The following is a 20,951-nucleotide window of genomic DNA, read 5'->3' as shown; positions in this document are numbered from 1 at the left end:
GCGGTCAGAGGAAGCGGCGGACGGGCGTCACGGCCAGCTCCGCCGCCCGCTGGAGGGCGGCCCGGCGCTTCCAGCGGCCCAGGTCGATGGTGACGCTGCGGGCGACGTCCTCGTCGTAGTGGCGGTCCAGAGTGGCGGTGAACGTTTCGTCGAGCACGGCGAGCATGACCTCCTCGTCGTGGTCCATGGAGCGGCGGTTGAAGTTGGTGGAGCCGATCAGGGACGCCACCCCGTCCACGGTGATGATCTTGGCGTGCATCATCGTCGGCTGGAACTGCCGGACCTGCACGCCCGCGTCCAGCAGTTCGGTGTAGTGGGCCTGTCCGGCGAGCCGGCAGGCGCGCTGGTCGGTGTGCGGGCCGGGCAGCAGGATCTCCACCTCGACGCCCCGGCGGGCGGTGGCGCGCAGCAGGTCGATGAAGTACCGGTCGGGCGCGAAGTAGGCGGTGGCCAGGCGGAAGCGCTCCTCGGCGGAAGTCAGCATGAGGCGGATGAGCGTCTGCATGTCCTGCCAGCCGATGCTGGCCGAGCCGCGCACGACCTGGACGATCGCGTCACCGTGCGGGTCGTGGCCGGTGAAGCGGTCCCGGTCGTCGTACAGCTCGTCGTGGCACTCGGCCCAGTTCTGCGCGAAGGCGGCGGCTATGCCGTCCACGGCCGGTCCCCGCACCTCGACGTGGGTGTCGCGCCACTCGCCGGCGTGGCGGGCGTCGCCGCACCACTCCTCCGCGATGCCGACGCCGCCGGTGAACGCGGTGTGCTCGTCGATGATCAGGGCCTTGCGGTGGCAGCGGTGGTTCTGCTTGAACGGCGACACCCAGGCCGGCTTGCGGAACCAGGCGACCTGCACCCCCGCCGCGTCCATCTCGTCCAGGAGGTGCCGCTCTATCTGGCGGGCGCCGAAGCCGTCCAGCAGCAGCCGCACCCTTACGCCGGCCCGGGCCCGCTCGGCGAGCGCCTCGGCGAACTGGCGGGCGATGTCGCCGCGCCAGTAGACGAAGGTCATCATGTCGATGGTGTGCCGGGCCGCCCGGACGGCGCCGAGCATCGCGGGGAAGATCTCGTCGCCGTTGCGCAGCGGGGTCACCAGATTGCCCTCGGTGGCGGCGATGCCGATCAGTCGCTCCATGCGCCGCCGCAGCCGTTGCTTGCGCTGCTCGGCGCCGGTCTGCTCCACGGGCCGTACCGCGGCCTGTTCTGACACCGGTCCTCCACTCTCCTGCTACACCGCGCACGCGGCGACCCCACACCTTAAAGCGGGCCCCGGCGGCCGGGCCATCCGCCCCCGGGTCACACCCGCGCCGCCGCGCCACGTGCGCGCGCACCGCGCCGATACCGACCGCGACGAGCGGCGCGACGGCCACCGCCTGCGGGGCGGGCCGCACCTGGTCGAGGACGAGGAATCCGGCCAGGGCGGCGATGGCCGGTACCAGGTTCATCAGGACGGCGAAGGCAGGGGCGGGAGCGACTTGATGTGCTCTGCGGCTTCTTGCGGGAGATCGGGCGGCGGACGGCCGAGGGGTGAAGTTCGTGGTGAGTGCCATCGCGGAGCGGCACCCGGTCTCAGCCCCCGAGGCGGTGTGCGAGGTGGATCAGATCCGCCAGGCGCAGCACCCGTGCGTCGAATCCGGGGAGGGGGACATGGAGCGGCTGGGTCCAGCGGGCGGGGATGGCGTCGAGCCCGTAGTACGCCCCCGCGAGGCCCCCGGTCACCGCGGCGACGGTGTCCGTGTCACCGCCGAGGTCGATCGCCGCGCGTATTGCGTCCTCGAAGCAAGCGGTAGTACGTAGAGCCCAGACGGCGGAGCCCAGGCAGGGCCAGACGGCACCGTTGAACTCGGTCGCCTGATCGGGGTGCCAGTCGGGTGCGAGGACGGTGGCGTAGCGACCGCGGTGGTCGGGGTGGACATGAGCCAGGATGGTCGGGAGCGCGGTGAGGGGGTCGGTGTCCTCGAACGCGACGCGGATGAGTTCGTGGAAGATCGCGGTGCCTTCCCAAGCCGCCCGGTCACCGTGGGTCAGGGCAGCGATCCGGCGGGCCGCGTCCATGGTGGCTTCTTGGCCGCCGGCCGCGAAGTGGACCGCGGAGGTCGACGCCCGCATCAATGAGCCGTTTCCCGCGGCTCGTTGATTGACCTGGAAATGGATCGCGGCGGCGAGGTCCCAGGGCATGCCGTTGGTCAGGACGTCTTCGGTCTGCAGGCCGATGTCCTTCGGTGCCGACACTGCCCACCGCTGGAAGCGGGCGAAGATGTCCGGCAGATCCAGTCCGCCCCGCTCCAGCAGCGACTCCGCGACCAGAACGGCCATCTGCGTGTCGTCGGTCGCCTCGCCGGGGTCCCAACCACCGCCTCCGCACATCTCACCCCCGGCACCAGGCACGGGAAACCGCGCCGAGAACGCTCCCGGGGGACCGAACTCGAAGGGGCCACCCAGCGCGTCACCCACCGCTGAGCCGACGATCACGCCGGCGGCCCGCTGATTCCACTCCATCCGCGCAGGCTAGCTGTGCCGAGCAGACGGCCGCGCGGCCCATCTGCTCATCTCGGCCTCCCCAAACGACGGGCGGCGATACTCGTCTCGTCTCCGGACGTGTGCCGCCTGAGACGCCCGTACAGTCACACCACGCCGTCCAGGCCGGTGCCCACCGGCAACTGCGCAAGGGCCTGCCGCCCGGACCCTGAGGAAAGAGCCAGTCATGTCCGTTCCCTGCCTGCCGTGAGTGAGCCCGGCAGCACCCGTCCGTCCGCGTACATGCCGAGCCGGGCACGGCAAGCGACGGGGGAGTGGGTCATGGTCGAGGCCTGCTTGCCCGCGCGGAGCGTACGGATGCCTCGTCGAGGACGTTACGTCGACGCCGATCAACTGGACCGTGTCATCCGGGACCTTCTGCACAACTGGGACCAAACCGCACGGAAAGGCGCGAGCTGCCGTCCGCGGCAGCGGTGGACCCGGCTCACCGGAGGGCGTACTACGCGGACCCGTCGGGCAACCTGGCGGGCCTGGACCTGGACAGCGGAGCGATCCGCCGGCGAGTCGAGGTGCCTCTGCCGAAGGTCCCACTGGTGGGCGGAATCGCCCCGGAGCTGATGGTTACGGGACCATGACCTGGTCGCCCACACAGGGACGATCCTGTTCCGCATCACCCGGGTCCTGCATCACCGATGTCGTGGCGCGCTGTACGGCGCCGGCGCTGTCGGTGCCTCGCAGTGCCGTCGGACGACGGTCGGCACGGGCTGTGCGCAACTGATCAGCACCTGATGCGCCTGCCCTTCCCCGGTGTCGGCCGACTGTTCCACGGGGTGCGGTCAGCGGCGGCCCGGTGGCCTGCGGGTACTTCCAGGGAGAAGTCGGCCACGAACTCGCCGGCGACGGCCACCTGCGGCGCTGGCGGGCTCCACCTGGCCGAAGGGTGGGAGTGAGGCCGGTCCGGGCGGGTAGTCGCGTACAGGCTGGGAGGGGCCGTAACACCTGGGGAGGTCGCAACGGCCCCTCCCTCACCGCTGGCGCGGCTGGTTGTGCGCGACGCTGCTCAACCTGCTGATCCTCACCCACCACGCGGCCGACCTTCGCGTGGCAGCGCCGACGCAGCAGGTGCGACGGCTCCTTCAACTCACCGGAGTGGACACGGTCCTGAAGGTGCGGGCGACGGTGGAAGAGGCCGCTGCCTGTGAGAACGGCCTTGTGTCCACGGCGGTACGCTGTGGCTGACTCCGCGGGATGCAGGTCGAAGTGCCCCAGCAGCACCACGGCCGAAGAAGATTCACTCGCTGGAATCTGCTCCGGCCCGCCTTGAACCAGATCCGGTCCTCATCCGCGATCGCCACACTCGCCACCGGCACCTGAAACAGCCGGGCAGCCATCGCCGCGACTCGGTCGAACGCGCCGTCGGGCGGGATGTCGAGGATGTCGTAGCGGGCTACCGCCTTCAGCCGGGAGGCTTCGCCCGCCGCGCTCAGCGCCGGCCGCTGCCCGCGGCGGTCACTCCGCCTGACCGCGTTTCCTGCTGGTGACATGGCCTCCACGTTCCTTGCCGGTGCCCCGGCGCCCAGGATGGGTGACCGCTGCGAGGTGAAAAGCACAAGGGAGGCGGCCACCCCGAACAGGGCGGCCGCCTCCGCATGCGGGTTACCGGCTGAGGTAGAAGCGGACGGTCGTGCCGGTCTCACCGGTGTGCACGCGCACCAGGTCGGACACATAGTGGACCAGCATCAAGCCACGGCCGCCCAGCTGCGCGTGTCCCGGCGGGCGGCGGCCGGCCAGCGGATCGGTCAGCCGGCCCTTGTCGCCGACCTGACACACCAGCTGTCCCTGCTCGGCCCAGATGGCCAGCGTCCCGCCACCGCCGCCGTGGACCACGCTGTTGGTCGTCAGCTCCGCGACCGCCAGCTCAGCATCCAGCAGTCGCTCCCCGGCCAGGCCCAGCCGCACGGCCTCATTGACGGCGAAAATCCGGACCGCGGGAAGCTCCTTCTCTTCGAAGGGGAAGACCGAGGCGTCCGGGGCGGGGGGCAGCGCCTCGTTGTACCGGTCGACAACCGCTTCCCAGTCGTAGGCGTCGCTGACCGACTCGCGGCCGTCGCCGCTGATGAGGATCGGATGGGTGACCTTCGCGTCGGCGATCACCGTCTCGTCCAGGCGCGTCTCGTCGTACGGGCACAGAATCGTCACCGCCCTGCCCTCGAACGCGGCGTTGATCAGCGCCTCGTGCTGCGCGCACGCCGGGTACTCCACCTCGGACCGGCCTGCCCAGATCGGCTCGCCGATGATCCGCACCCTTCCCTCGGGGTGGGCGTCGGCGAAGCCGCGCAGCACCTTGGGGATGATCCGCCCCGGATTGCGGCCCACCTCGGTCATGTCCAGGAAGACGATGCCTTCGGCGTCCGCGCCCAGCCCGGCCTTGATCAGCTCCAGGTTGGGGCCGGGCACCGCGACGGCCACCGGCTCGCCATGGGCCAGGCCCGCCCGCAGGAACGCCACCGTCCGCTGCGTGTACTCCTGTTCGGTGCGGTAGAAGAGGGCCGGATGCACGAACGCTTCATGGGTGGTCACTGTGCTCATCGCGGCGCCACCTCGATGCGGCGCTGGCCCGGCCAGAACATCTGCAAGACCCTGGTCAGCTGCGGCGGGGGATGCTCGATCACGACCTTTCCGTCGGGCAGGTTCATGGCGGTGACGGCGAGAGCCGTCACCCCGGCCACGTCGACGAACACCACGTCGGACAGCTCCACATACGACACGTCCGCGTGCCTCCGGGCCAGCTCCGACAGGGCCTGCTCCCAGGACGGACGGGTGAGAACGCTGATCTCACCACAGGCACGTATCCCGGAACGACCGGGCAACGGGCTCACCTCCAACGCGGCCCTCCTGGACATCGCCGGGCCGGCCCTGCCCACTGCATGCGGGGCATCCACGCTCGGACTCCTTCACATCAAGCCGCCTGCTGGCGGCCCGGCACGGAACGGGCAGAGGAATGTTTGCCCCACGGCGCAGTGTATCCGGCAGGCAGGCCCCTGATCGGGGCCGGGGCCAGCCGCCGGGGAACGATGCCGGGGGACGTGGCCTTCGCGGCGCCGCCCCGGCCGCAGTCGCCCGTGCCGTTTCCGCCGCGGACGCGGCGCGGGGACCAGGCGGCGGCGAGGTTGACGTGAGATTCGCCTTCGCGCGCGACCGCGCTCCTCCAGCTCGCCCAACACGTGCCGCCCGCCGTACTTGCCCCGCTTCTCGACATGCGCGTCATTACCGCGCAGCAGTGGCGCCGCCGAACAGGAACCGACTGGACCACCTACCTCCAGACCCACCCGCCGACGGGCCCTCGGCCCGGGGCGCACACCACCCGTGGGGCGATGATCTCTCCGGTACAGACCACTTGCAGGTCTACCCCTCCGAACACACCTCGTGGAGCCGGGCAGATCTTCAGAAGGGCGGTTCCTCTCTCCACCGAACCCCTCCTCAACGCCTTCTCAACGCCCTTCGTAACCCCGCCACCGGACAGCCCCGCCTCGGCTACGCCAGATTCACGGCGGCGGCCTTCGACGGCGCCGCCCGGTTCGGGCCGACGACCTTCCAGGGCGCCGCCTGGTCGTGTCAGTGACCTCTCCGTACCTGCTTGGCACCTCTCGTTCTCAGCATGACTGACCGGATCGGTCGCTCGGTCTGAGCGCACCGCTCACATCTGGCGGTGTGCCGTCTGTCTGTGGGGCCAGAGACCGCGCGGCCGGTTTCCGCCCTGCCGTTCCGATGCGCAGCGCGATATAACTGCTGCGCTGAGTGACGGGTGTGCGGGTGATGGCCCCTATGGCCGGCAGGCGTGTGGCAACACGTCCGTTCTGCAGTGGGTCCGCGACCTTGCTCCTGTCCCAGTGCAGCCGCCGGTTACGTATTCCCGACCGGATTGCTCGATGTCGGCCGGTGGCCGGGCGACGCGCGCTGACTCGCGCGGCGACCGTTCGCACTCTGCACTGCTGTACCGCACCCGGTCCCGACCGAAGGAGCTGTTCATGCAGACACCACGCCACCTGATACGCGCACTGCTGTCAGCCGTAGTGCTGGTGGTGGGGCTGATGGTCTTCCCGGCCACCGCCTCGGCCACCACCACCGCCGATCCGCTGCCCACGGGATGCGTCGACGTCAGCGATGACGCCACCGTGCGGATCAACTGCAACGTGACGGTCGACGGTCAGGTGGTCACCATTCAGATCCGGTGCGACGGCCATGACAAACCCGGCGTCAACGGCACCACACTGATCTTCAACGACCAGAGGGGCACCTGCAACACCGACATCACGAGCCTCCTGGGCGTCAGCGTCAGTATTGCCTGCATGGGCAGCGGCCCGAACAGCTTCGAAATCAACACGGCGACGCTCACCTTCAAGGATTTCAGCAGGGGCCAGTGCGACCTGACCATCAAAGTAGGTGGCGAGTCCGTGACCGTGGACACCAAGGGCAATACGACGACAGAAATCAACCTCACCGCCACGACGGTTGAGGTCACCAGCACCGGCCCCGCCTCCGTTACGGCTGGCGGTGTCAGCCTCGACTGCGCCAAGTCGAACAAGGTACGCGTCGACATCACCGAGCCATTGGGTTCGCAGATAGAGGTCACCGGCTGCGAATAACAAGAAATCCTGCCTGGTGAGGCGATCGCCTCACCAGGACCAGGCGCGGCCACCGGCGAATTCCTGTCCCGGTGGCCGCACCCGTCGTTCACACGACTCCTTCGTCCACTTGGGCTGAGGGCGGCCTCTGTGGGTGGTCCGGCGTGTCGTCAGGATGATGTTCAGAAAGTCCTCGGACCAGGCGGTGAGCCGTCCGGCGTAGGCCAAGTCGGCCCAAATCTGGGTGATCTGGGGCTGCATGGCCCGCAGGTGCCAGAGAAATTCGCGGGCCGCGTCGCGGTCGGTGGTGCCAGCGGCTGTCACCGTGATCATCACCGGCAGCCCAAGGGCATCGACCACGATGTGTCTCTTGCGTGCCGGTCCATCACCGTGGACAGGGCCACTCCGCTGGAGTCCGCCATCCGGACGCGCTACCCCGCATGCCACGGGCGATGCCCGACTGTGGCCGAGCCGACATCAGAGCATGCGGCGTTTCCCGCAATTGCGGGGGTATGCGTGGACGATGACATCAGGGGGAGCGAAGACTACCGATGGAATCAGCGTTTGTGGGCTGGACGGCACCGCGCCGTACGAGCGCGCCCTACAGATCACCGTGGCCTTGGAGGGGGACGGCACGGACATCGCCCAGGCCCGCCACCTGGCGGCCGGTTTCCTCAGCCGCGTGCAGGCCGAGCACGGCCTGCCCATTTTGCAACGAGCCCTGGACCTCACCCAGCTGGTGGTCAGCGAGCTGGTCACCAACGCCCGTAAGTACGCTCCCGGTCCGGTGCTGCTGGACTTGCGCGTGACCGGCGACCTGGTGGAGGTGGCGGTGTGGGACTCCGACCCGGTGCTGCCCATCGCCCGGGCCGCGGACGCCGGCCGGGTCGGCCAGCACGGCCTGGAGATCGTCATGGCCGTCGCCCAGGGGTTCGAAGCCCAGCGCGAGTCGGTCGGCAAACGCATCACCGCCCGCCTCGCCCTCGTCGACGCCGCCCGCGGCGCGGTCTCCGGCCGTCTGCCCGTGCAGCATGACCCAGTATGGCCAGCGGCGCCGTGAGTTCACCGGTCCGTGTCACCCAACTCTCGGCACCCGGCTTGCCGCAGTACTGTGCCAATCTCCTCGGCGTCCCGGTCCCGGACGTCGGCAACGGCCGCACACCGTCCCCGTATCCGCACTATGGCCGGTCGTCTTCACGTTCCACGATTGCCGTGCCCGGCAGCGTAGGGGCGGGAACTGACAGCGGTCCGGCGGTCGGCGTCACGGCGACCGTTCTGACCACCGAGAACGGCAGGACGCCCTCCCACCCCAAAAGACGCATCCCAGCGGCACCGTCCGCGCGGAGCTGCAACCCGGCGATGGTGGTCTCAGACCACCTGCGGCCCTCTTCATACGCCATGCTCCATCATCAACGCGACCTGGCCGAAATCGTCCCGGACACTCCGAGACCAAGCCCTGCTCAGCGTCTGCACGACTCCAGCACCCGCCGACGCGCTCGTCAGCGCGCACACCGCGCCTCCGGCCAGGAGGCACCGCACCCAGGAGAGACGGCACGCCGCATTGCGTTCCGGTTGCCGGGTAGTTGACCGGCCAACGGCGTTATCCACGACGCTCGCGGGGCACACGTCTTCCCGCCCCGGCCCGCCGACCAAGGCACCGGGACAGACGCGCTCACCACACGACCAGAAAGGCTGATCGGATGACGACGGCTCGCGAGATCATGACGGAAGGCACCGAGTGCATCGGCGCGGAGGAGACCGTGCTCGACGCGGCGAAGAAGATGACCGATCTCGGGGTGGGCGCGCTGCCGATCTGCGGCACCGACGACAAGCTCAAGGGCATGCTCACCGACCGTGACATCGTGGTGAAGGTCCTCGGCGTCGGCAAGGACCCCGCTCAGGTCAAGGCGGGTGACCTCGCGCAGGGCGAGGCGGTCACCATCGGCGCCGACGACGACGCCGAGGAGATCCTGCGCACCATGACCTCGCACAAGGTCCGCCGCCTGCCCGTGATCGACGGCCACCGCCTGGTCGGCATCGTCGCCCAGGCCGATGTCGCCCGTGCCCTGCCCGACCCGAAGGTCGGCGACCTCCTCGATGCGCTGTCCACCGACTGACCCACCCCTGCGGGGAGCACAGCGTTCGCCGTCGTGACCTCGCGCCCATCGGCGTGTTCCGATGAAGCAAGATCCGGCGACTGCGGCCCCTCTTCTTGGCGGAACCCGCCCCGCTCAGAGGAGGAGACCGCCGAGGTGCGGCGGCTCGCGGTGGCGGCGTTCGACGCGTCGTACCCACCACGATGGTGGTCGGCCGGCTGCTCGGCGACGGTGAAGAGGCGCGCCGGGCCGCCTCGCCGGGCTTTCACCGCCTGGGCCGAGGGAACCGGTCATGTCGACACGCAATACGGTGTTGCGCGGCCTGCACGATGCGGGGTCGGCCGCCTGGTTCGGCGGTTCGCCCATGGGCGCGGTCGGCTGAACGGTGCCGCCCGCGACGAGGGCGGCACCTGGGCGACCACCGCGAGGATCGCCAGCTCCAGCTGGGCGAAGTGGACGCCCGTCAACGCCGTGGTGATCGCCACGCACCTGTTCGGCTCAGGCGGCCTGCTCGCCGCCAACGCCCCGCGGGTCACCGCCCAAGCAGGGTATGTCCGCCTCCACCCTCGCCAAGACCGTCCTGACCGGCGCCGCCCTTACGGCCACCGCCAGCCGCGTGCTGGGCAAGAAGATCGAACTGACGGCCTCCGCCGACCCGCAGGACGCCGAGAAGGCAGCCGAGCAACAAGGCCCAGCGGCACCTGGTATGCAAGCAGCGGGTCAAGCTGGCTTGATCAGCATGTTCCTGGCTTCGTCGGCGACGTCGGGGTCGGCCACGACGCCGTAGCGGCTGGCGATGATCTGGCTGCGGGAGGTGAAGTCGCGCCGCCTCCGTGAGTGCGTGACCGATGAAACCGAAGACCGCCCCGGAGGCGCGCCGTAGGGGAGGAGGCTGAGCAGGAGGGCGAGAGTGCTGGCAGCCGCATACCCCCTGCCCGCCGTGCCCCTCACCGGCCGGCGGCGGCCCACATGCGCGCGGCAGTGGGCAGCAGCGGGCGGGGTGATCCCCCGCGCTCACGAGAAAAAGCGGCGACCGGTTCGATAGCAGGACGGCTCAGGGCCCCGGACTGAAGCCCGGGGCCCTCAAGAGGTGTCTGGTCGCCGTCAGCTGCCCAGTTCCTTGCGGCTCTCACCGCCGCTGATGGCGATCTTGCGCGGCTTGGCCTGCTCGGCGACCGGGACGCGCAGCTTCAGCACGCCCGCCTCGTAGGAGGCTTCGATCTTCTCGGTGTCGAGGGTCTCACCGAGGAACAGCTGCCGGCTGAACGTCCCCGCGGGCCGCTCGGTGACCACCGTCTCGGTGTTCTCGCCGTACGTCGGCTTGCGTTCGGCCTTCACGGTCAGGACGTTGCGCTCGACATCGAGGTCGATGGACTCCGGGTTCACACCCGGCAGGTCCAGCTCCACGAAGAACGTCTCACCCTCGCGCCAGGCATCCATCGGCATGCCGGCCGGGTGCGCGGCCGTGCCCCAGACCCGATCGACGAGCCGGTCCAGCTCGCGGAAGGGATCCGTACGCATCAGCATCTTTATCCCTCCTTCGACGTCGTTCCCGCGTCCTTCACTCTCCTCCTTATATACCGCACCGCGATAAACTTGACAACGATCGACTCAATTTTTGTCGACGCCCTGAGCGGCGACCGTTCGAAGCCTGGCGGCATCGCCTTCCGGGTCCGCCGTGGACAGGGCCAGTCGGGCATAGGGGGCGTCGCGGCCAAAGGTCGACACCACGAGCACCGGCCCCTGTGCGCGCACGGCGACGAAGTGCCGCCCGTGCGCGTGCTCGATCTCGCCCACGCACCAGCGCCCCGGCCGGAAGCGGTAGCCGGGGGCGGGGTGCGGGCGCACCGCACGCCACCAGTGCGGCTCCACCCGCACCTCGTCCACGAACTCCAGCGGCAGGCGCACGGTCCGGCGCCGCGCCGGGAGCGCCCACCGCCAGGGCAGACGCACCACCAGAACGTCGATGTGCAGCCGCGTCACGATGCTCACCTGCCTCCCGCTCATGCGGGGCGCACCGCGGGCCGGCGGCCGACAGGGCGCCCAGACGGGACGAACGAACCTCGGCTGTCAGTGGGCGGTGCGGCCGCCGGACGCCGGCCGCCTCCATGACCGGGATGCGTGCCCGACGTGCGTGCGGTACTCACGCCGGGCCGCAGCCGGCCTGATACCGCCCACGATCAGCGCGTAGAGGCCCAGGACCAGGGCGATGGTCTCGGCGTCGGCATCCGGGCGCAGCCACAGCAGCACACCCGCGCCCACCGACACGCCGGCGGAGATGCGCCACGGCCACGCCTGCCGCAGCTCATGCCGCATCCGGGTGGCAGCCCACAGCTCCAGACGGCCCGTGACGACCGCCCAGGTGCCGGCCATGACCACCAGCGCCAGAGCCGTCAGCCCCGGCCACAGGGTCGTTGCCGCAGCGGCCACCACGCTCAGCACACCGGCGCCCGCACAGGCCGCAGCGGACCGGCGCTCGCGGCGGTGGCGCCATGCCGTCGTCATGAGCATCGCGCCGTCGGCCAGCGCGTACGCGCCGAACACCAAAGCCGGGGCCGACACCGTCAGCTGCGGCCACACCAACGTCACCGCGCCCAAGACGACCGCAGCCGCGCCCCGGGCCTCAGCAGCAGACAGTCTTCCTGCTCTCCGTCACCGGCAGCCCTCCCTTCCGGTCGTCCGCGCCGACTGCTCCGCCCTCGCAGGGCCAGGGCCTCGGCGCAACCAAATGCTTACCGCACGTGACAGGATTGAGTCGAAGACTGTCAACTTCACCTAGTGGATGCTTGTCAAGGTTTCTGCGATCGGCTATATGGATGAGTGGCAGGGACCTGGCCCCGCCGCCATGGGCGGGCGACCGGCGAGTGAAGGGAGAAAAAGGATGCTTGCGCGTACCGGCGCTTTGGGAGATATCGACCGGCTCGTGCACCAGCTGGCGCGCGCCGCCGCCGACCCGGCCGCGGCCGTCATTCCGGTGGACGCCTGGCGTGACGACGACGCGCTGTACCTCCAGTTCGATCTGCCGGGCATGGACCGCTCCAGCATCGAACTGACCACCGAACGCGGCACCCTCGCCCTGAGCGCCGAGCGGCCCTCGCCGGTCCCGGCCGGTGCCCGGGCCCTGCTCACCGAACGTCCCACCGGACGCTTCACCCGGCGCCTGGCCCTGTCCGACGCCCTGGACACCGCAGCTGCCGAGGCGGCCTACGACAACGGCGTCCTCACCTTGCGCATCCCGCTGGCCGCCCACGCCAAGCCCCGCAAGATCGACATCTCCGGCGGCAAGCCCAAGCAGCTCACCCCCTGAACAAGCCGTCCAGCCGCCATGCTGAAGGAGGTTGAATCATGGACGCCCTGCTGTGGCTGCTCATACCGTTGACCACCGGCATCACCGCCGGCGTCTGGGCCTGGGGCACTGGACGCCGCGACCCCGGTCCGCCCGACCGCGACACCTTCGAAGACCTCGACCGCTACCAGCGGATGCGGACCGTCCTCGGAAACCACTGACCACCCGCTACCCACGGCCCTGCCCGACCCCGCCACCTCCGCGACGCAGCCGGCCCGGCCTCGGTCGGTGACTCTGCAACGCCGCGATGAGCACGTCATGCCGACCTGATCTCCAGTGCGGGGTGTGGCAGTTCGCGCGTCGGTGCAGCCGCCGGCCGGCGCCGGGGACCGGTCCTTCGGCGGTGTGTCAAGCGACTCGGCGCGCCTGGCCTGGAGCCGTTCGATGTCCGAGGCGAGTTCTGGCAACTCGGCTCGTTCGTCGTCCCTCGCGTGACGGCGGGCGCTCATCATCCAGGTGGCGCTGGCCGTGGTCCTCACCTCAGAGCGGACCGGTAGCTGGAGATCACCACGCGCCGCGCCGACGCGGAGTCCTCCTGGACTTCGTCGCACCCTGAGGTCAGGCCTCACCGGTGCGAAGCGGTGTGACTAGATGTGCGCCGGTCCTTTTGAGGCATAGGTTTCGAGGAAGCGGGCCCGGAGGATGAGGCAACGGCTGAGGACTGGCTGTGAACACCGCTCATTCTCTGTCGGCGGGGTTTCGCATTGCCGCAGGCAAGAGGATCCCACCGAAGGAGTCGTCGCTATGGTACGCAGGCGCACAGTTGCGATAGGCGCGGTCGCCGCCCTGGCGTTCGCCGGGCTGTCCACCACCCCGAGCATCGCCGCTTCCCACGACGTGGCCACCGCACTGCAGCGTCCCAGCAAGCGAAAATGGGACTCTTTGTCAAGCTCGTTGCTTCGGGCGTAAAGATCACCCTTGAGGTTGAGTCCTCCGACAGGATCGACAACGTCAAGTCGAAGATCCAAGTGCAGACCGGTGACCCGGTGGACAAGCAGGTCCTCACCCGCAACGCCATCGTGCTGGAGAATCAGAACACCGTCGGCTTCTACGGGATTCAGGAGGGGGACACCCTGGACCTGCTCGTACTTCCCTAGTTCCGGTTTGTACGTGAGGGCCCGTCAGCTTCTGGCGGGCCCTGTCAAGTTTGGCTCCCCCTGTCCCACCACCGGCATCGCTGCCCCTCGCCCGTCAGCGCCAGGCCCTCCGCCCGGGCCCTGGTGACCGCCCAGATGCCAGACCCGTCGTACCGGGGGACGGTGCCGGGTTGGAGGGCGTTGAAGAGACCATGCTTCTCGTCGTAGTACGACCGCCACCGCCCGCCCGTCGGGCGGCAGCGGGGGCCGATCGAGGGCGGCTCGACCACCTCGTGGACCAGGATCTCTTTGCGGGTGTCGCAGACGCCCTGCCGCAGGCCGACGTTCCAGTGCCTGAAGCGCGCAGGGTGTCCGCGGCGTGGGCGGCTGATGAGGCGCCGAGGGACAGGACGGCGAGTACGGCGGCAACAAGATTGCGCAGGGGTTCGGCCATGTGCCGGTGACAGCGGCAGCCCGGGGGCAACGGCGGCTCGCACTCCTCGGATTGAGCCAGGTTGACGCGCCGACGTGAATCGTTCTCACGCAGGGATGACCGACCGGGCACTGCGCCAGGAATCCACTTGATCAAACACATCGACACATTCAGTCGGTGCACACGTATTGCCACACGCAGAGCCCGCCCCTAGCCTCGCTGGGAGCGCTCCCACTCCCTGTCACAACAGAACCCTGCCCTCGTGCGCGACGCGGATGAATCGTTTCATTCAGTCGCCGGGAAGCACGCGAGCCCTTACCCGCCCTACCTGGAGGAGCTGTACATGTCCGTTCGAAGTTCGCGAAGGTTCCGCGGACCGGTCACGTATGTGCTGGCGGTGTTACTGGCCGCCGTCTCGCTGGTCGCGCTGCCCGCGTCCAGCGCGAGCGCCGCCGTGATCGACACGTCCGCCTACTACCAACTGGTCTCACGCCACAGTGGCAAGGCCATCGACATCTCCGGACGCTCCACCGCCGATGGCGCCGAAGTCGTCCAGTGGACCCCTGGAACCGCCGCCAACCAGCAGTTCCGGTTCGTCGATTCGGGCAACGGATACTACCGGATCATGGCCCGGCACAGCGGCAAGGTGCTCGACGTCGAAGGACGGTCCACGGCCAACGGCGCCAAGGTGCAGCAGTGGACGGACAACAACGCTGTCAATCAGCAGTTCAGCGTGGTCGACATCGACAGCCAGTATGTGCAGCTGATCAACCGCAACAGCGGCAAGGCCCTGGACGTCTGGGAGCGGTCGGCGGACGACGGTGCTCGCATCTCGCAGTACGACGACATCGACGGCTTGAATCAGCAGTGGCGGCTGGTCAAGGTCGACGGCGGCACCGACCCGGATCCCGCTCCGCCGACCGGTGGCGCCCTCCAGATGGAGGACCTGAACCGGGGCCTGGTCTCGGTGCGTTCGGGCTCGAACAATCTGGTGTCCTGGCGGCTGCTGGGCACCGAGAGCTACGACACGACGTTCAACGTGTACCGCAACGGCACGAAGGTGAACGGCTCGCCGGTCACTGACTCCACCAACTACCTCGACAACGGCGCGCCTTCGGATGCCTCGTACACCGTGCGCGCGGTGGTGAACGGCACGGAGCAGCCGGCTTCGGAGCCCTCGCTGCGCTTCACCGGCGACAACTACCTCGATGTGCCGCTGTCTTCACCCGGCTCGGGCTACACACCCGTGGAAGCCAGCCCGGGTGACGTGGACGGCGACGGGCAGTACGAGCTGATCATCAAGTGGGACCCGGACAACGCGAAGGACAACTCGCAGTCCGGCGTCACCGGAAACGTCTACATCGACGCCTACCGGCTCAACGGCCAGCGGCTGTGGCGCATCGACCTGGGCCGCAACATCCGGGCCGGGGCCCACTACACGCAGTTCCAGGTGTACGACTACGACGGCGACGGCCGGGCCGAGGTGGCCATGAAGACGGCGGACGCCACGCGCGACGGCCAAGGCACGGTCATCGGCAACGCGAGCGCCGACCACCGCAACTCCAGCGGCTACATCCTGACCGGGCCCGAGTACCTGACCATGTTCAACGGCCTGACCGGCGCCGCGATGTCCACCGTCAACTACGACCCGCCGCGCGGCAACGTCTCCTCCTGGGGCGACAGTTACGGCAATCGCGCGGACCGCTTCCTGGCCGGCACCGCCTACCTCGACGGCCAGCGGCCCTCCCTGATCATGGCCCGCGGCTACTACACCCGCGCCGTCATCGCCGCCTGGGACTTCCGCAACGGGCAGCTCGTCAAGCGCTGGACGTTCGACTCCAACACCTCCGGCAACGGCGCCGCGTACGGCCAGGGCAACCACCAGCTGTCCGTCGCAGACGTCGACGCCGACGGCCGTCAGGAGATCGTCTACGGCTCCGCCACCATCGACGACAACGGCCGCCTGATGTACGCCACGGGCTTCGGCCACGGCGACGCCCTGCACGTCGGCGACTTCGTGCCCAACCGCGCCGGCCTGGAGGTCTTCGGCGTCCACGAGTCGGGCAACCAGCCCGGCTCCGACCTGCACGACGCCCGCACCGGGCAGGTCATCCACCGCACCCCCACCAGCGGCTCCGAGGGACCGGGCCGCGGCGTGGCCGGTGATATCTACGCCGGCAATGCGGGCGCCGAGTTCTGGGGCTCCGGACCCAACATGACCAACCTGCGCAACTCCTCCGGCGAAAACGTCGGCCGCAACCCGTCCTCGGCGAATTTCCTCGCCTGGTGGGACGCCGACCCGGTGCGCGAACTGCTGAACGGCGTCCAGATCGACAAGTACGGTACCGGCGGCGACACCCGGCTGCTCACCGGCAGCGGCGTCGCCTCCAGCAACGGCACCAAGTCCACCCCGGTGCTCTCGGGCGACCTGTTCGGCGACTGGCGCGAGGAAGTCATCTGGCGCCACTCCGGCAACAACGCCCTGCGCATCTACGCAACGTCCGCCCCGACGACCACCAAACTGCACACCCTGGCCCATGACGCCCAGTACCGCGTCGCCCTGGCCTGGCAGAACACGGCCTACAACCAGCCGCCCCACCCGAGCTACTTCCTCGGCGCCGGAATGACCCGCCCGCCGCAGCCCAACATCTACGTGCGCTGACGGACCTCGCCGACACACGGGAAGGAACAACACCTCGATGCCGGCCGGGACAGCCTCCGGTCGGCATCGAGGTCTCCGGACCACCACGAAGGCGAAGGTGAACGGGGTGAGGACAACCCCACATCGTCTCGTGCCGACACCTGCGTCAACGGCAAGGGAGTTCTCGCCGCTCTGACGCGGCGCATACGGACCCGGAACGGCTTCCCGGAGTCCCGGGCGTCGGCAGACTTGGGCACCGGCCCTCTGCATCGTGTGAAGAAAAAGTGATGGCCGCGGGGAGATGTCCGGGAGCAAAACCCGCTCCAAGGTCTTCGAGTGGACCCTCGGGGCGCTGCCCGGTCGTGGTGTTGGACATGCACGCGGATGTCATGGCCTTCCTGGCGTCCTCCTGCATCGCCTCCGAACTCATCCTGGTCCGCGGGCATGTGGGCCTGGGTCTCCAGAGGCGACTCCCGGGGGCCGCCGTCACGGCTCGCCCCCGGTGTGTCAAGCCTGAAACGCGTGTCTCTGACGGGGTGTTGCGCGACCCAAGGGTCGTATCTGGTTGGTCGTATGCCTGTACGCGCCTCGCGCACCGGTGTACGGTTCCGGGCCGATGGGTTTTGGGAGCGCTCCCACTCCGTTTTGGGAGCGCTCCCATGACGCTGTTTCCGCTTCCCATGAGGAGGAACGCTGTGAAACGCCTTTTGGCCCTACTGGCGACCTGTGCGACCGTCCTGGGGCTGACCGCGCTGGTCAGCCCGCAGACGGCGCAGGCCGCCACCGGCTGCAGAGTCGACTACACGATCACCAACCAGTGGCAGGGCGGCTTCCAAGCCGGAGTGAAGGTCACCAATCTGGGGTCCGCGATCAGCGGTTGGTCGCTCAAGTTCACCCTGCCCGACGCCGGGCAGAAGCTCGTCCAGGGCTGGAACGCCACCTGGTCGCAGTCCGGTTCCACGGTCACCGCCGCCGGCGTCGACTGGAACCGCAACCTGGCCACCGGCGCCTCGGCCGACCTGGGCTTCACCGGCTCCTTCACCGGCGCCAACCCCAAGCCCACGGCGTTCACGCTCAACGGCGTCGCCTGTACGGGCTCCGTCGGCGAGGAGCCCCCGCCCGTGCCGGGCACCGGCACCCCCGTCGACATCAACGGGCAGCTCCGCGTCTGCGGCGTCCACCTGTGCAACCAGTACAACCGTCCCATCCAGCTGCGCGGCATGAGCACCCACGGCATCCAGTGGTTCAGCAAGTGCTACAACAACGCATCCCTGGACGCGCTGGCCAAGGACTGGAAGTCGGACCTGTTCCGCATCGCCATGTACGTCCAGGAGGGCGGCTACGAGACCGACCCGGCCGGCTTCACCAGCCGCGTGAACAGCCTGGTCGACATGGCCGAGGCACGCGGCATGTACGCCATGATCGACTTCCACACCCTGACGCCGGGTGACCCGAACTACAACCTCGACCGCGCGAAGACCTTCTTCTCGTCCGTCGCCACCCGCAACGCCGCCAAGAAGAACGTCATCTACGAGATCGCCAACGAACCCAACGGCGTGAGCTGGGCGGCCATCAAGAACTACGCCGAGCAGGTCATCCCGGTCATCCGGGCCGCCGACCCGGACGCCGTCATCATCGTCGGCACCCGCGGCTGGTCCTCGCTGGGCGTCTCGGACGGCTCCAACGAGACCGAGGTCATCAACAACCCGGTCAACGCCACCAACATCATGTACGCGTTCCACTTCTACGCTGCGAGCCACCAGGACACCTACCGCGCCGCGGTGAGCCGGGCGGCCACGAAGCTGCCGCTGTTCGTCACCGAGTTCGGGACGGTCACCTACACCGGCGGCGGAGCGGTGGACCAAGCCAGTAGCAAGGCATGGCTGGACCTGCTCGACCAGCTGAAGATCGGCTACGCGAACTGGACCTACTCGGACGCCAATGAGGGCAGCGCGGCCTTCAAGCCGGGCACCTGCAACGGCACGGACTACAGCAGCAGCGGTGTGCTGACCGAGTCCGGGGCACTGATGAAGAGCCGTATCAGCACCCCCGACTCCTTCCCGACCAGCTGACCCGCGCGGCGGGGCTCCGGCCGTCCGGAGCCCCGTCGTCCCGCCCGGCGGGCCCGGCGACCTGCCGGGCCCGTCGTATCAGCTCCGACCCGGGGCGCGGGTCCTCAAGCTCGCAACCAGCCGGTGGGCCGGAGCCCGCAGTGTGGCCCGCACGCGCCCCGGCGAGAGGGTGAGTTGGGGAAGCTTCGGCGTTCTGGCGGTGTCCCGGTCGAGTCCGAGCTTCCAGCGGGCGAGGAGCGACGGCAGCGGGAAATCCGGTTCGCCGCTCACCGCCGGACCTTCCTTGCCGTATGCCTTGGGCACCGGATCCCGAGCGCCGGTCTCGTTCCACCGGGCAGTGGCCGCCGTGGAACTTGGTGCCCCTGTGGGCGGGGCCCGGCCGGCCCCTGCTCCACTACCTGATCGACGGCGGTCGGCACCTCGACATAGCCTGGTCGGAGGCCGCCGGAACCGCCTGCTCCGGGTGGCGCCGGCGATCCAGGGCGTACCGGAACAGCGCCCCCTGCCAGGGCTTGTCCGAGCCGGGGGAGGGGTGGACCAGGTCCAGCACGTCACCGCAACGGAAGGCCGTGCCACCAGGGATGCCGTCCGCATGTTGCCCTCGCCGCGCAGCCGGCACAGCGGCCGGGGCCTGGACCGCGATTCCCCGACGAGGCGGACGAACCGATCGTCCCGCTCCGCATCGCTCCCGTAGAAGGTCCGCTGGGAGACGAAGTTGGCGACCGCCGCGAGGAACTGTTCCTCCCGGGGCTCTCGGACGAAGGCGGCGCAACCCTCGTAGGTGCAAGACCCGTCCCGGGCCCCGGGCCGGGGTGCGAAAATTCCCGCGCCTGCCGAGATCGAAAAGGGCGGCGGCGTTGGCTGCCAGAGGAAGGAGCCGCAGCCGAGCGCTTCGGAGGTGCGGTCGCCACGCCAACTGCAAGCGCCGCCGGATCGCCCACCAGAGGTCACCGCACGGGTCCGGGGAGGCCCGTGCGATCCAGTGCCAGCGGTGCGCCGGTCGCTGTCGTACGTGAGCCAGGTGCCGTCTCCCAGAGCCGGTGACGTCCTCGCCCGCCGGCACCGGGTGGTCCAGCCGGCCGAGCGGATGGATCACCCGTGCACACCCGGCCCGGGACCAGCACATGGCTGCCGTCCAGCACCTCGGCGGAGGACAGCTCGTCGTTCTCCTGGTCGACGGCGAGCTCCGTCAGGTCCAGCAACGCCGTCCGCTCCCCGGAGCCGAGGTCGTACACCGTCGGCTCGTCGCGGTCGTCGTCGGGGAACACGAAATCGGCGTACCGCTGGGTCAGTACGCGCGAGCCGGAGAGGAACCCGCCGGAGGATGCATCCACGCGCCGCCGAGCCCGTCAAGACCGCCGGCGCGCGGGTCGACCCCACCAGGTCGACCAGGTCTGCCGCGCGGTCAGCAGGACGCCACGACGGCACCGCCGTCCGGACACCAGGACCGTACCGCGGCCGACGCCGGCGACCGCAGCTGCCGCCGACCGCGCACCTCGCCGGTCGCCGCGTCGGGCAGCAGCGGGTCGTCCCAGGTGTAGTTGCGGTCCGGCTCCAAGTCGTACCAGGGCCGCCTTCGTCCTCGGGTTCCAGCACCGGTACTACGACGCTCACCAAGCCGCCCGTCCGGACTGAGCGCCGGGGTGGAGTGCGCGCGCTGATCGTCGATGGCACGGGCTTCAAGGAACAAGAAGTACGCCTGCGCCAGCTCAGCGCTCAAGGGGCCCTCCTCTTCGAGGCTCTCCTTCAGTTCCGAGCGTCGGTCCTGCCACAACTCGGCAAGGGCCGCACAGGGCTCCGGAGCAGCCGGTGCCGAGGCTGTCGTCCTCACCAGGAACTCCACGGCGCCCACCAGGCTTTCGCCGCAGTGCGCCGTACGCGACCCCGCGAAGCCGCATCGACCGCAGATTCCCGGATGAGACAACGGGAGAAAACAACCTGTTACTCGCCATGCAACGAACAGCCTGGCCGCGAAAACCGATGCCGTCGACAACCAGCATTTCCCGATCACTGGTGGCGAGGTTGTCGTGGGAGTTGGTACAGAGAGCTGTTGGCGTGAGAAATGTGACTCAGAGACTAGTCCTGGCTGAATCGCGCGGCGCGTGGTTGACCCGTCATAGGTTTCCTGCACATTGTTGTGTTCTCCTGCTTTTTCCGACGCGCCCCGGACAAGTGAGCTGTTCACATGAA

General features: G+C 69.3%; 17 protein-coding genes and 3 pseudogenes. 10 read left to right on the top strand and 10 right to left on the bottom strand.

Features of this window, described 5'->3' with window-relative positions; all coding sequences use genetic code 11:
- Window positions 1-4 precede the first annotated feature (4 nt).
- Window positions 5-1,129: a phospholipase D-like domain-containing protein gene (locus tag AB0M97_RS13705; RefSeq protein WP_365961127.1), complete on the bottom strand. Its 1,125-nt coding sequence runs from the start codon at window positions 1,127-1,129 to the stop codon at window positions 5-7.
- Between the two features lie 434 nt (window positions 1,130-1,563).
- Complete coding sequence (locus AB0M97_RS13700; RefSeq protein ID WP_365961016.1) at window positions 1,564-2,493, bottom strand: ADP-ribosylglycohydrolase family protein; 930 nt, start codon at window positions 2,491-2,493, stop codon at window positions 1,564-1,566.
- 1,029 nt (window positions 2,494-3,522) lie between these two features.
- Between AB0M97_RS13700 and AB0M97_RS13695 the strand changes: the two are divergent.
- Window positions 3,523-3,711, top strand: a pseudogene (locus tag AB0M97_RS13695) (hypothetical protein); the annotation flags it as partial.
- A gap of 417 nt (window positions 3,712-4,128) precedes the next feature.
- Here the strand turns inward: AB0M97_RS13695 and AB0M97_RS13690 are convergent.
- Together AB0M97_RS13690 and AB0M97_RS13685 are read right to left on the bottom strand one after the other, a co-directional pair.
- A complete protein-coding gene (locus AB0M97_RS13690) occupies window positions 4,129-5,061 on the bottom strand; it encodes an anti-sigma factor RsbA family regulatory protein (RefSeq protein WP_365961015.1) in 933 nt (310 codons plus the stop codon).
- Window positions 5,058-5,375 (bottom strand): STAS domain-containing protein, encoded by a 318-nt coding sequence (locus tag AB0M97_RS13685; protein WP_365961126.1) that lies wholly within the window; start codon window positions 5,373-5,375, stop codon window positions 5,058-5,060. Before AB0M97_RS13685 ends, AB0M97_RS13690 begins: the two co-directional genes overlap by 4 nt.
- Before the next feature lie 1,125 nt (window positions 5,376-6,500).
- On the opposite strand from AB0M97_RS13685, the gene AB0M97_RS13680 reads away from it, so the two are divergent.
- The gene (locus AB0M97_RS13680; RefSeq protein WP_365961014.1) at window positions 6,501-7,118 is read left to right on the top strand and encodes a hypothetical protein; all 618 of its coding nucleotides are present in this window, start codon (window positions 6,501-6,503) and stop codon (window positions 7,116-7,118) included.
- A gap of 30 nt (window positions 7,119-7,148) precedes the next feature.
- Here the strand turns inward: AB0M97_RS13680 and AB0M97_RS13675 are convergent.
- A pseudogene (locus AB0M97_RS13675) lies at window positions 7,149-7,472 on the bottom strand (transposase); the annotation flags it as partial.
- 238 nt (window positions 7,473-7,710) lie between these two features.
- Here AB0M97_RS13675 and AB0M97_RS13670 point away from each other — a divergent pair.
- From AB0M97_RS13670 to AB0M97_RS13660, 3 genes and pseudogenes are all read left to right on the top strand, one after another.
- Window positions 7,711-8,157, top strand: a complete 447-nt coding sequence (locus AB0M97_RS13670; protein ID WP_365961013.1) for an ATP-binding protein — start codon at window positions 7,711-7,713, stop codon at window positions 8,155-8,157.
- 640 nt (window positions 8,158-8,797) lie between these two features.
- Window positions 8,798-9,214 carry a CBS domain-containing protein gene (locus AB0M97_RS13665; RefSeq protein WP_365961012.1) on the top strand — a complete coding sequence of 139 codons (417 nt, stop codon included), beginning with the start codon at window positions 8,798-8,800 and terminating at the stop codon, window positions 9,212-9,214.
- 271 nt (window positions 9,215-9,485) lie between these two features.
- Window positions 9,486-9,875 (top strand): annotated as a pseudogene (locus tag AB0M97_RS13660) (hypothetical protein); the annotation flags it as partial.
- Window positions 9,876-10,297: 422 nt separating this feature from the next.
- Here AB0M97_RS13660 and AB0M97_RS13655 read toward each other — a convergent pair.
- The 3 genes from AB0M97_RS13655 to AB0M97_RS13645 form a co-directional block, all read right to left on the bottom strand.
- Entirely contained in the window at window positions 10,298-10,720 is a 423-nt protein-coding gene (locus tag AB0M97_RS13655) for an Hsp20/alpha crystallin family protein (RefSeq protein ID WP_365961011.1), read from the bottom strand.
- 84 nt (window positions 10,721-10,804) lie between these two features.
- Complete coding sequence (locus tag AB0M97_RS13650) at window positions 10,805-11,185, bottom strand: hypothetical protein (protein WP_365961010.1); 381 nt, start codon at window positions 11,183-11,185, stop codon at window positions 10,805-10,807.
- Between the two features lie 78 nt (window positions 11,186-11,263).
- On the bottom strand, window positions 11,264-11,782 hold the full coding sequence (locus AB0M97_RS13645) for a DUF308 domain-containing protein (protein WP_365961009.1): 519 nt from the start codon (window positions 11,780-11,782) through the stop codon (window positions 11,264-11,266).
- Between the two features lie 292 nt (window positions 11,783-12,074).
- Here AB0M97_RS13645 and AB0M97_RS13640 point away from each other — a divergent pair, with 292 nt between their 5' ends.
- The 5 genes from AB0M97_RS13640 to AB0M97_RS13620 all read left to right on the top strand — a co-directional run bounded on the left by AB0M97_RS13640 (window position 12,075) and on the right by AB0M97_RS13620 (window position 18,761).
- On the top strand, window positions 12,075-12,500 hold the full coding sequence (locus tag AB0M97_RS13640; protein ID WP_365961008.1) for an Hsp20/alpha crystallin family protein: 426 nt from the start codon (window positions 12,075-12,077) through the stop codon (window positions 12,498-12,500).
- A gap of 38 nt (window positions 12,501-12,538) precedes the next feature.
- Entirely contained in the window at window positions 12,539-12,700 is a 162-nt protein-coding gene (locus tag AB0M97_RS13635; protein ID WP_365961007.1) for a hypothetical protein, read from the top strand.
- 711 nt (window positions 12,701-13,411) lie between these two features.
- On the top strand, window positions 13,412-13,636 hold the full coding sequence (locus tag AB0M97_RS13630) for a ubiquitin-like protein (RefSeq protein ID WP_365961006.1): 225 nt from the start codon (window positions 13,412-13,414) through the stop codon (window positions 13,634-13,636).
- 755 nt (window positions 13,637-14,391) lie between these two features.
- Window positions 14,392-16,710, top strand: coding sequence for an RICIN domain-containing protein (locus AB0M97_RS13625; RefSeq protein ID WP_365961005.1), 2,319 nt, complete (start codon window positions 14,392-14,394; stop codon window positions 16,708-16,710).
- 674 nt (window positions 16,711-17,384) lie between these two features.
- Window positions 17,385-18,761: a cellulase family glycosylhydrolase gene (locus AB0M97_RS13620; RefSeq protein ID WP_365961004.1), complete on the top strand. Its 1,377-nt coding sequence runs from the start codon at window positions 17,385-17,387 to the stop codon at window positions 18,759-18,761.
- A 947-nt stretch (window positions 18,762-19,708) separates the two neighbouring features.
- Here AB0M97_RS13620 and AB0M97_RS13615 read toward each other — a convergent pair.
- The gene (locus AB0M97_RS13615; protein WP_365961003.1) at window positions 19,709-20,095 is read right to left on the bottom strand and encodes a hypothetical protein; all 387 of its coding nucleotides are present in this window, start codon (window positions 20,093-20,095) and stop codon (window positions 19,709-19,711) included.
- A 71-nt stretch (window positions 20,096-20,166) separates the two neighbouring features.
- The gene (locus AB0M97_RS13610) at window positions 20,167-20,319 is read right to left on the bottom strand and encodes a hypothetical protein (RefSeq protein ID WP_365961002.1); all 153 of its coding nucleotides are present in this window, start codon (window positions 20,317-20,319) and stop codon (window positions 20,167-20,169) included.
- Window positions 20,320-20,951: the final 632 nt, after the last annotated feature.

It is taken from the genome of Streptomyces sp. NPDC051207 (assembly GCF_040682395.1).
GTDB lineage: Bacteria > Actinomycetota > Actinomycetes > Streptomycetales > Streptomycetaceae > Streptomyces.
This window is presented reverse-complemented; position numbering and strand designations above follow the sequence as displayed.

Coding starts and splice junctions, on each gene's coding strand:
- AB0M97_RS13635 (WP_365961007.1), top strand. CDS start 12,539: ATGGACGCCCTGCTGTGGCTGCTCATACCGTTGACCACCGGCATCACC.
- AB0M97_RS13655 (WP_365961011.1), bottom strand. CDS start 10,720: ATGCTGATGCGTACGGATCCCTTCCGCGAGCTGGACCGGCTCGTCGAT.
- AB0M97_RS13700 (WP_365961016.1), bottom strand. CDS start 2,493: ATGGAGTGGAATCAGCGGGCCGCCGGCGTGATCGTCGGCTCAGCGGTG.
- AB0M97_RS13625 (WP_365961005.1), top strand. CDS start 14,392: ATGTCCGTTCGAAGTTCGCGAAGGTTCCGCGGACCGGTCACGTATGTG.
- AB0M97_RS13630 (WP_365961006.1), top strand. CDS start 13,412: ATGGGACTCTTTGTCAAGCTCGTTGCTTCGGGCGTAAAGATCACCCTT.
- AB0M97_RS13680 (WP_365961014.1), top strand. CDS start 6,501: ATGCAGACACCACGCCACCTGATACGCGCACTGCTGTCAGCCGTAGTG.
- AB0M97_RS13705 (WP_365961127.1), bottom strand. CDS start 1,129: ATGGAGCGACTGATCGGCATCGCCGCCACCGAGGGCAATCTGGTGACC.
- AB0M97_RS13665 (WP_365961012.1), top strand. CDS start 8,798: ATGACGACGGCTCGCGAGATCATGACGGAAGGCACCGAGTGCATCGGC.
- AB0M97_RS13685 (WP_365961126.1), bottom strand. CDS start 5,375: ATGTCCAGGAGGGCCGCGTTGGAGGTGAGCCCGTTGCCCGGTCGTTCC.
- AB0M97_RS13690 (WP_365961015.1), bottom strand. CDS start 5,061: ATGAGCACAGTGACCACCCATGAAGCGTTCGTGCATCCGGCCCTCTTC.
- AB0M97_RS13640 (WP_365961008.1), top strand. CDS start 12,075: ATGCTTGCGCGTACCGGCGCTTTGGGAGATATCGACCGGCTCGTGCAC.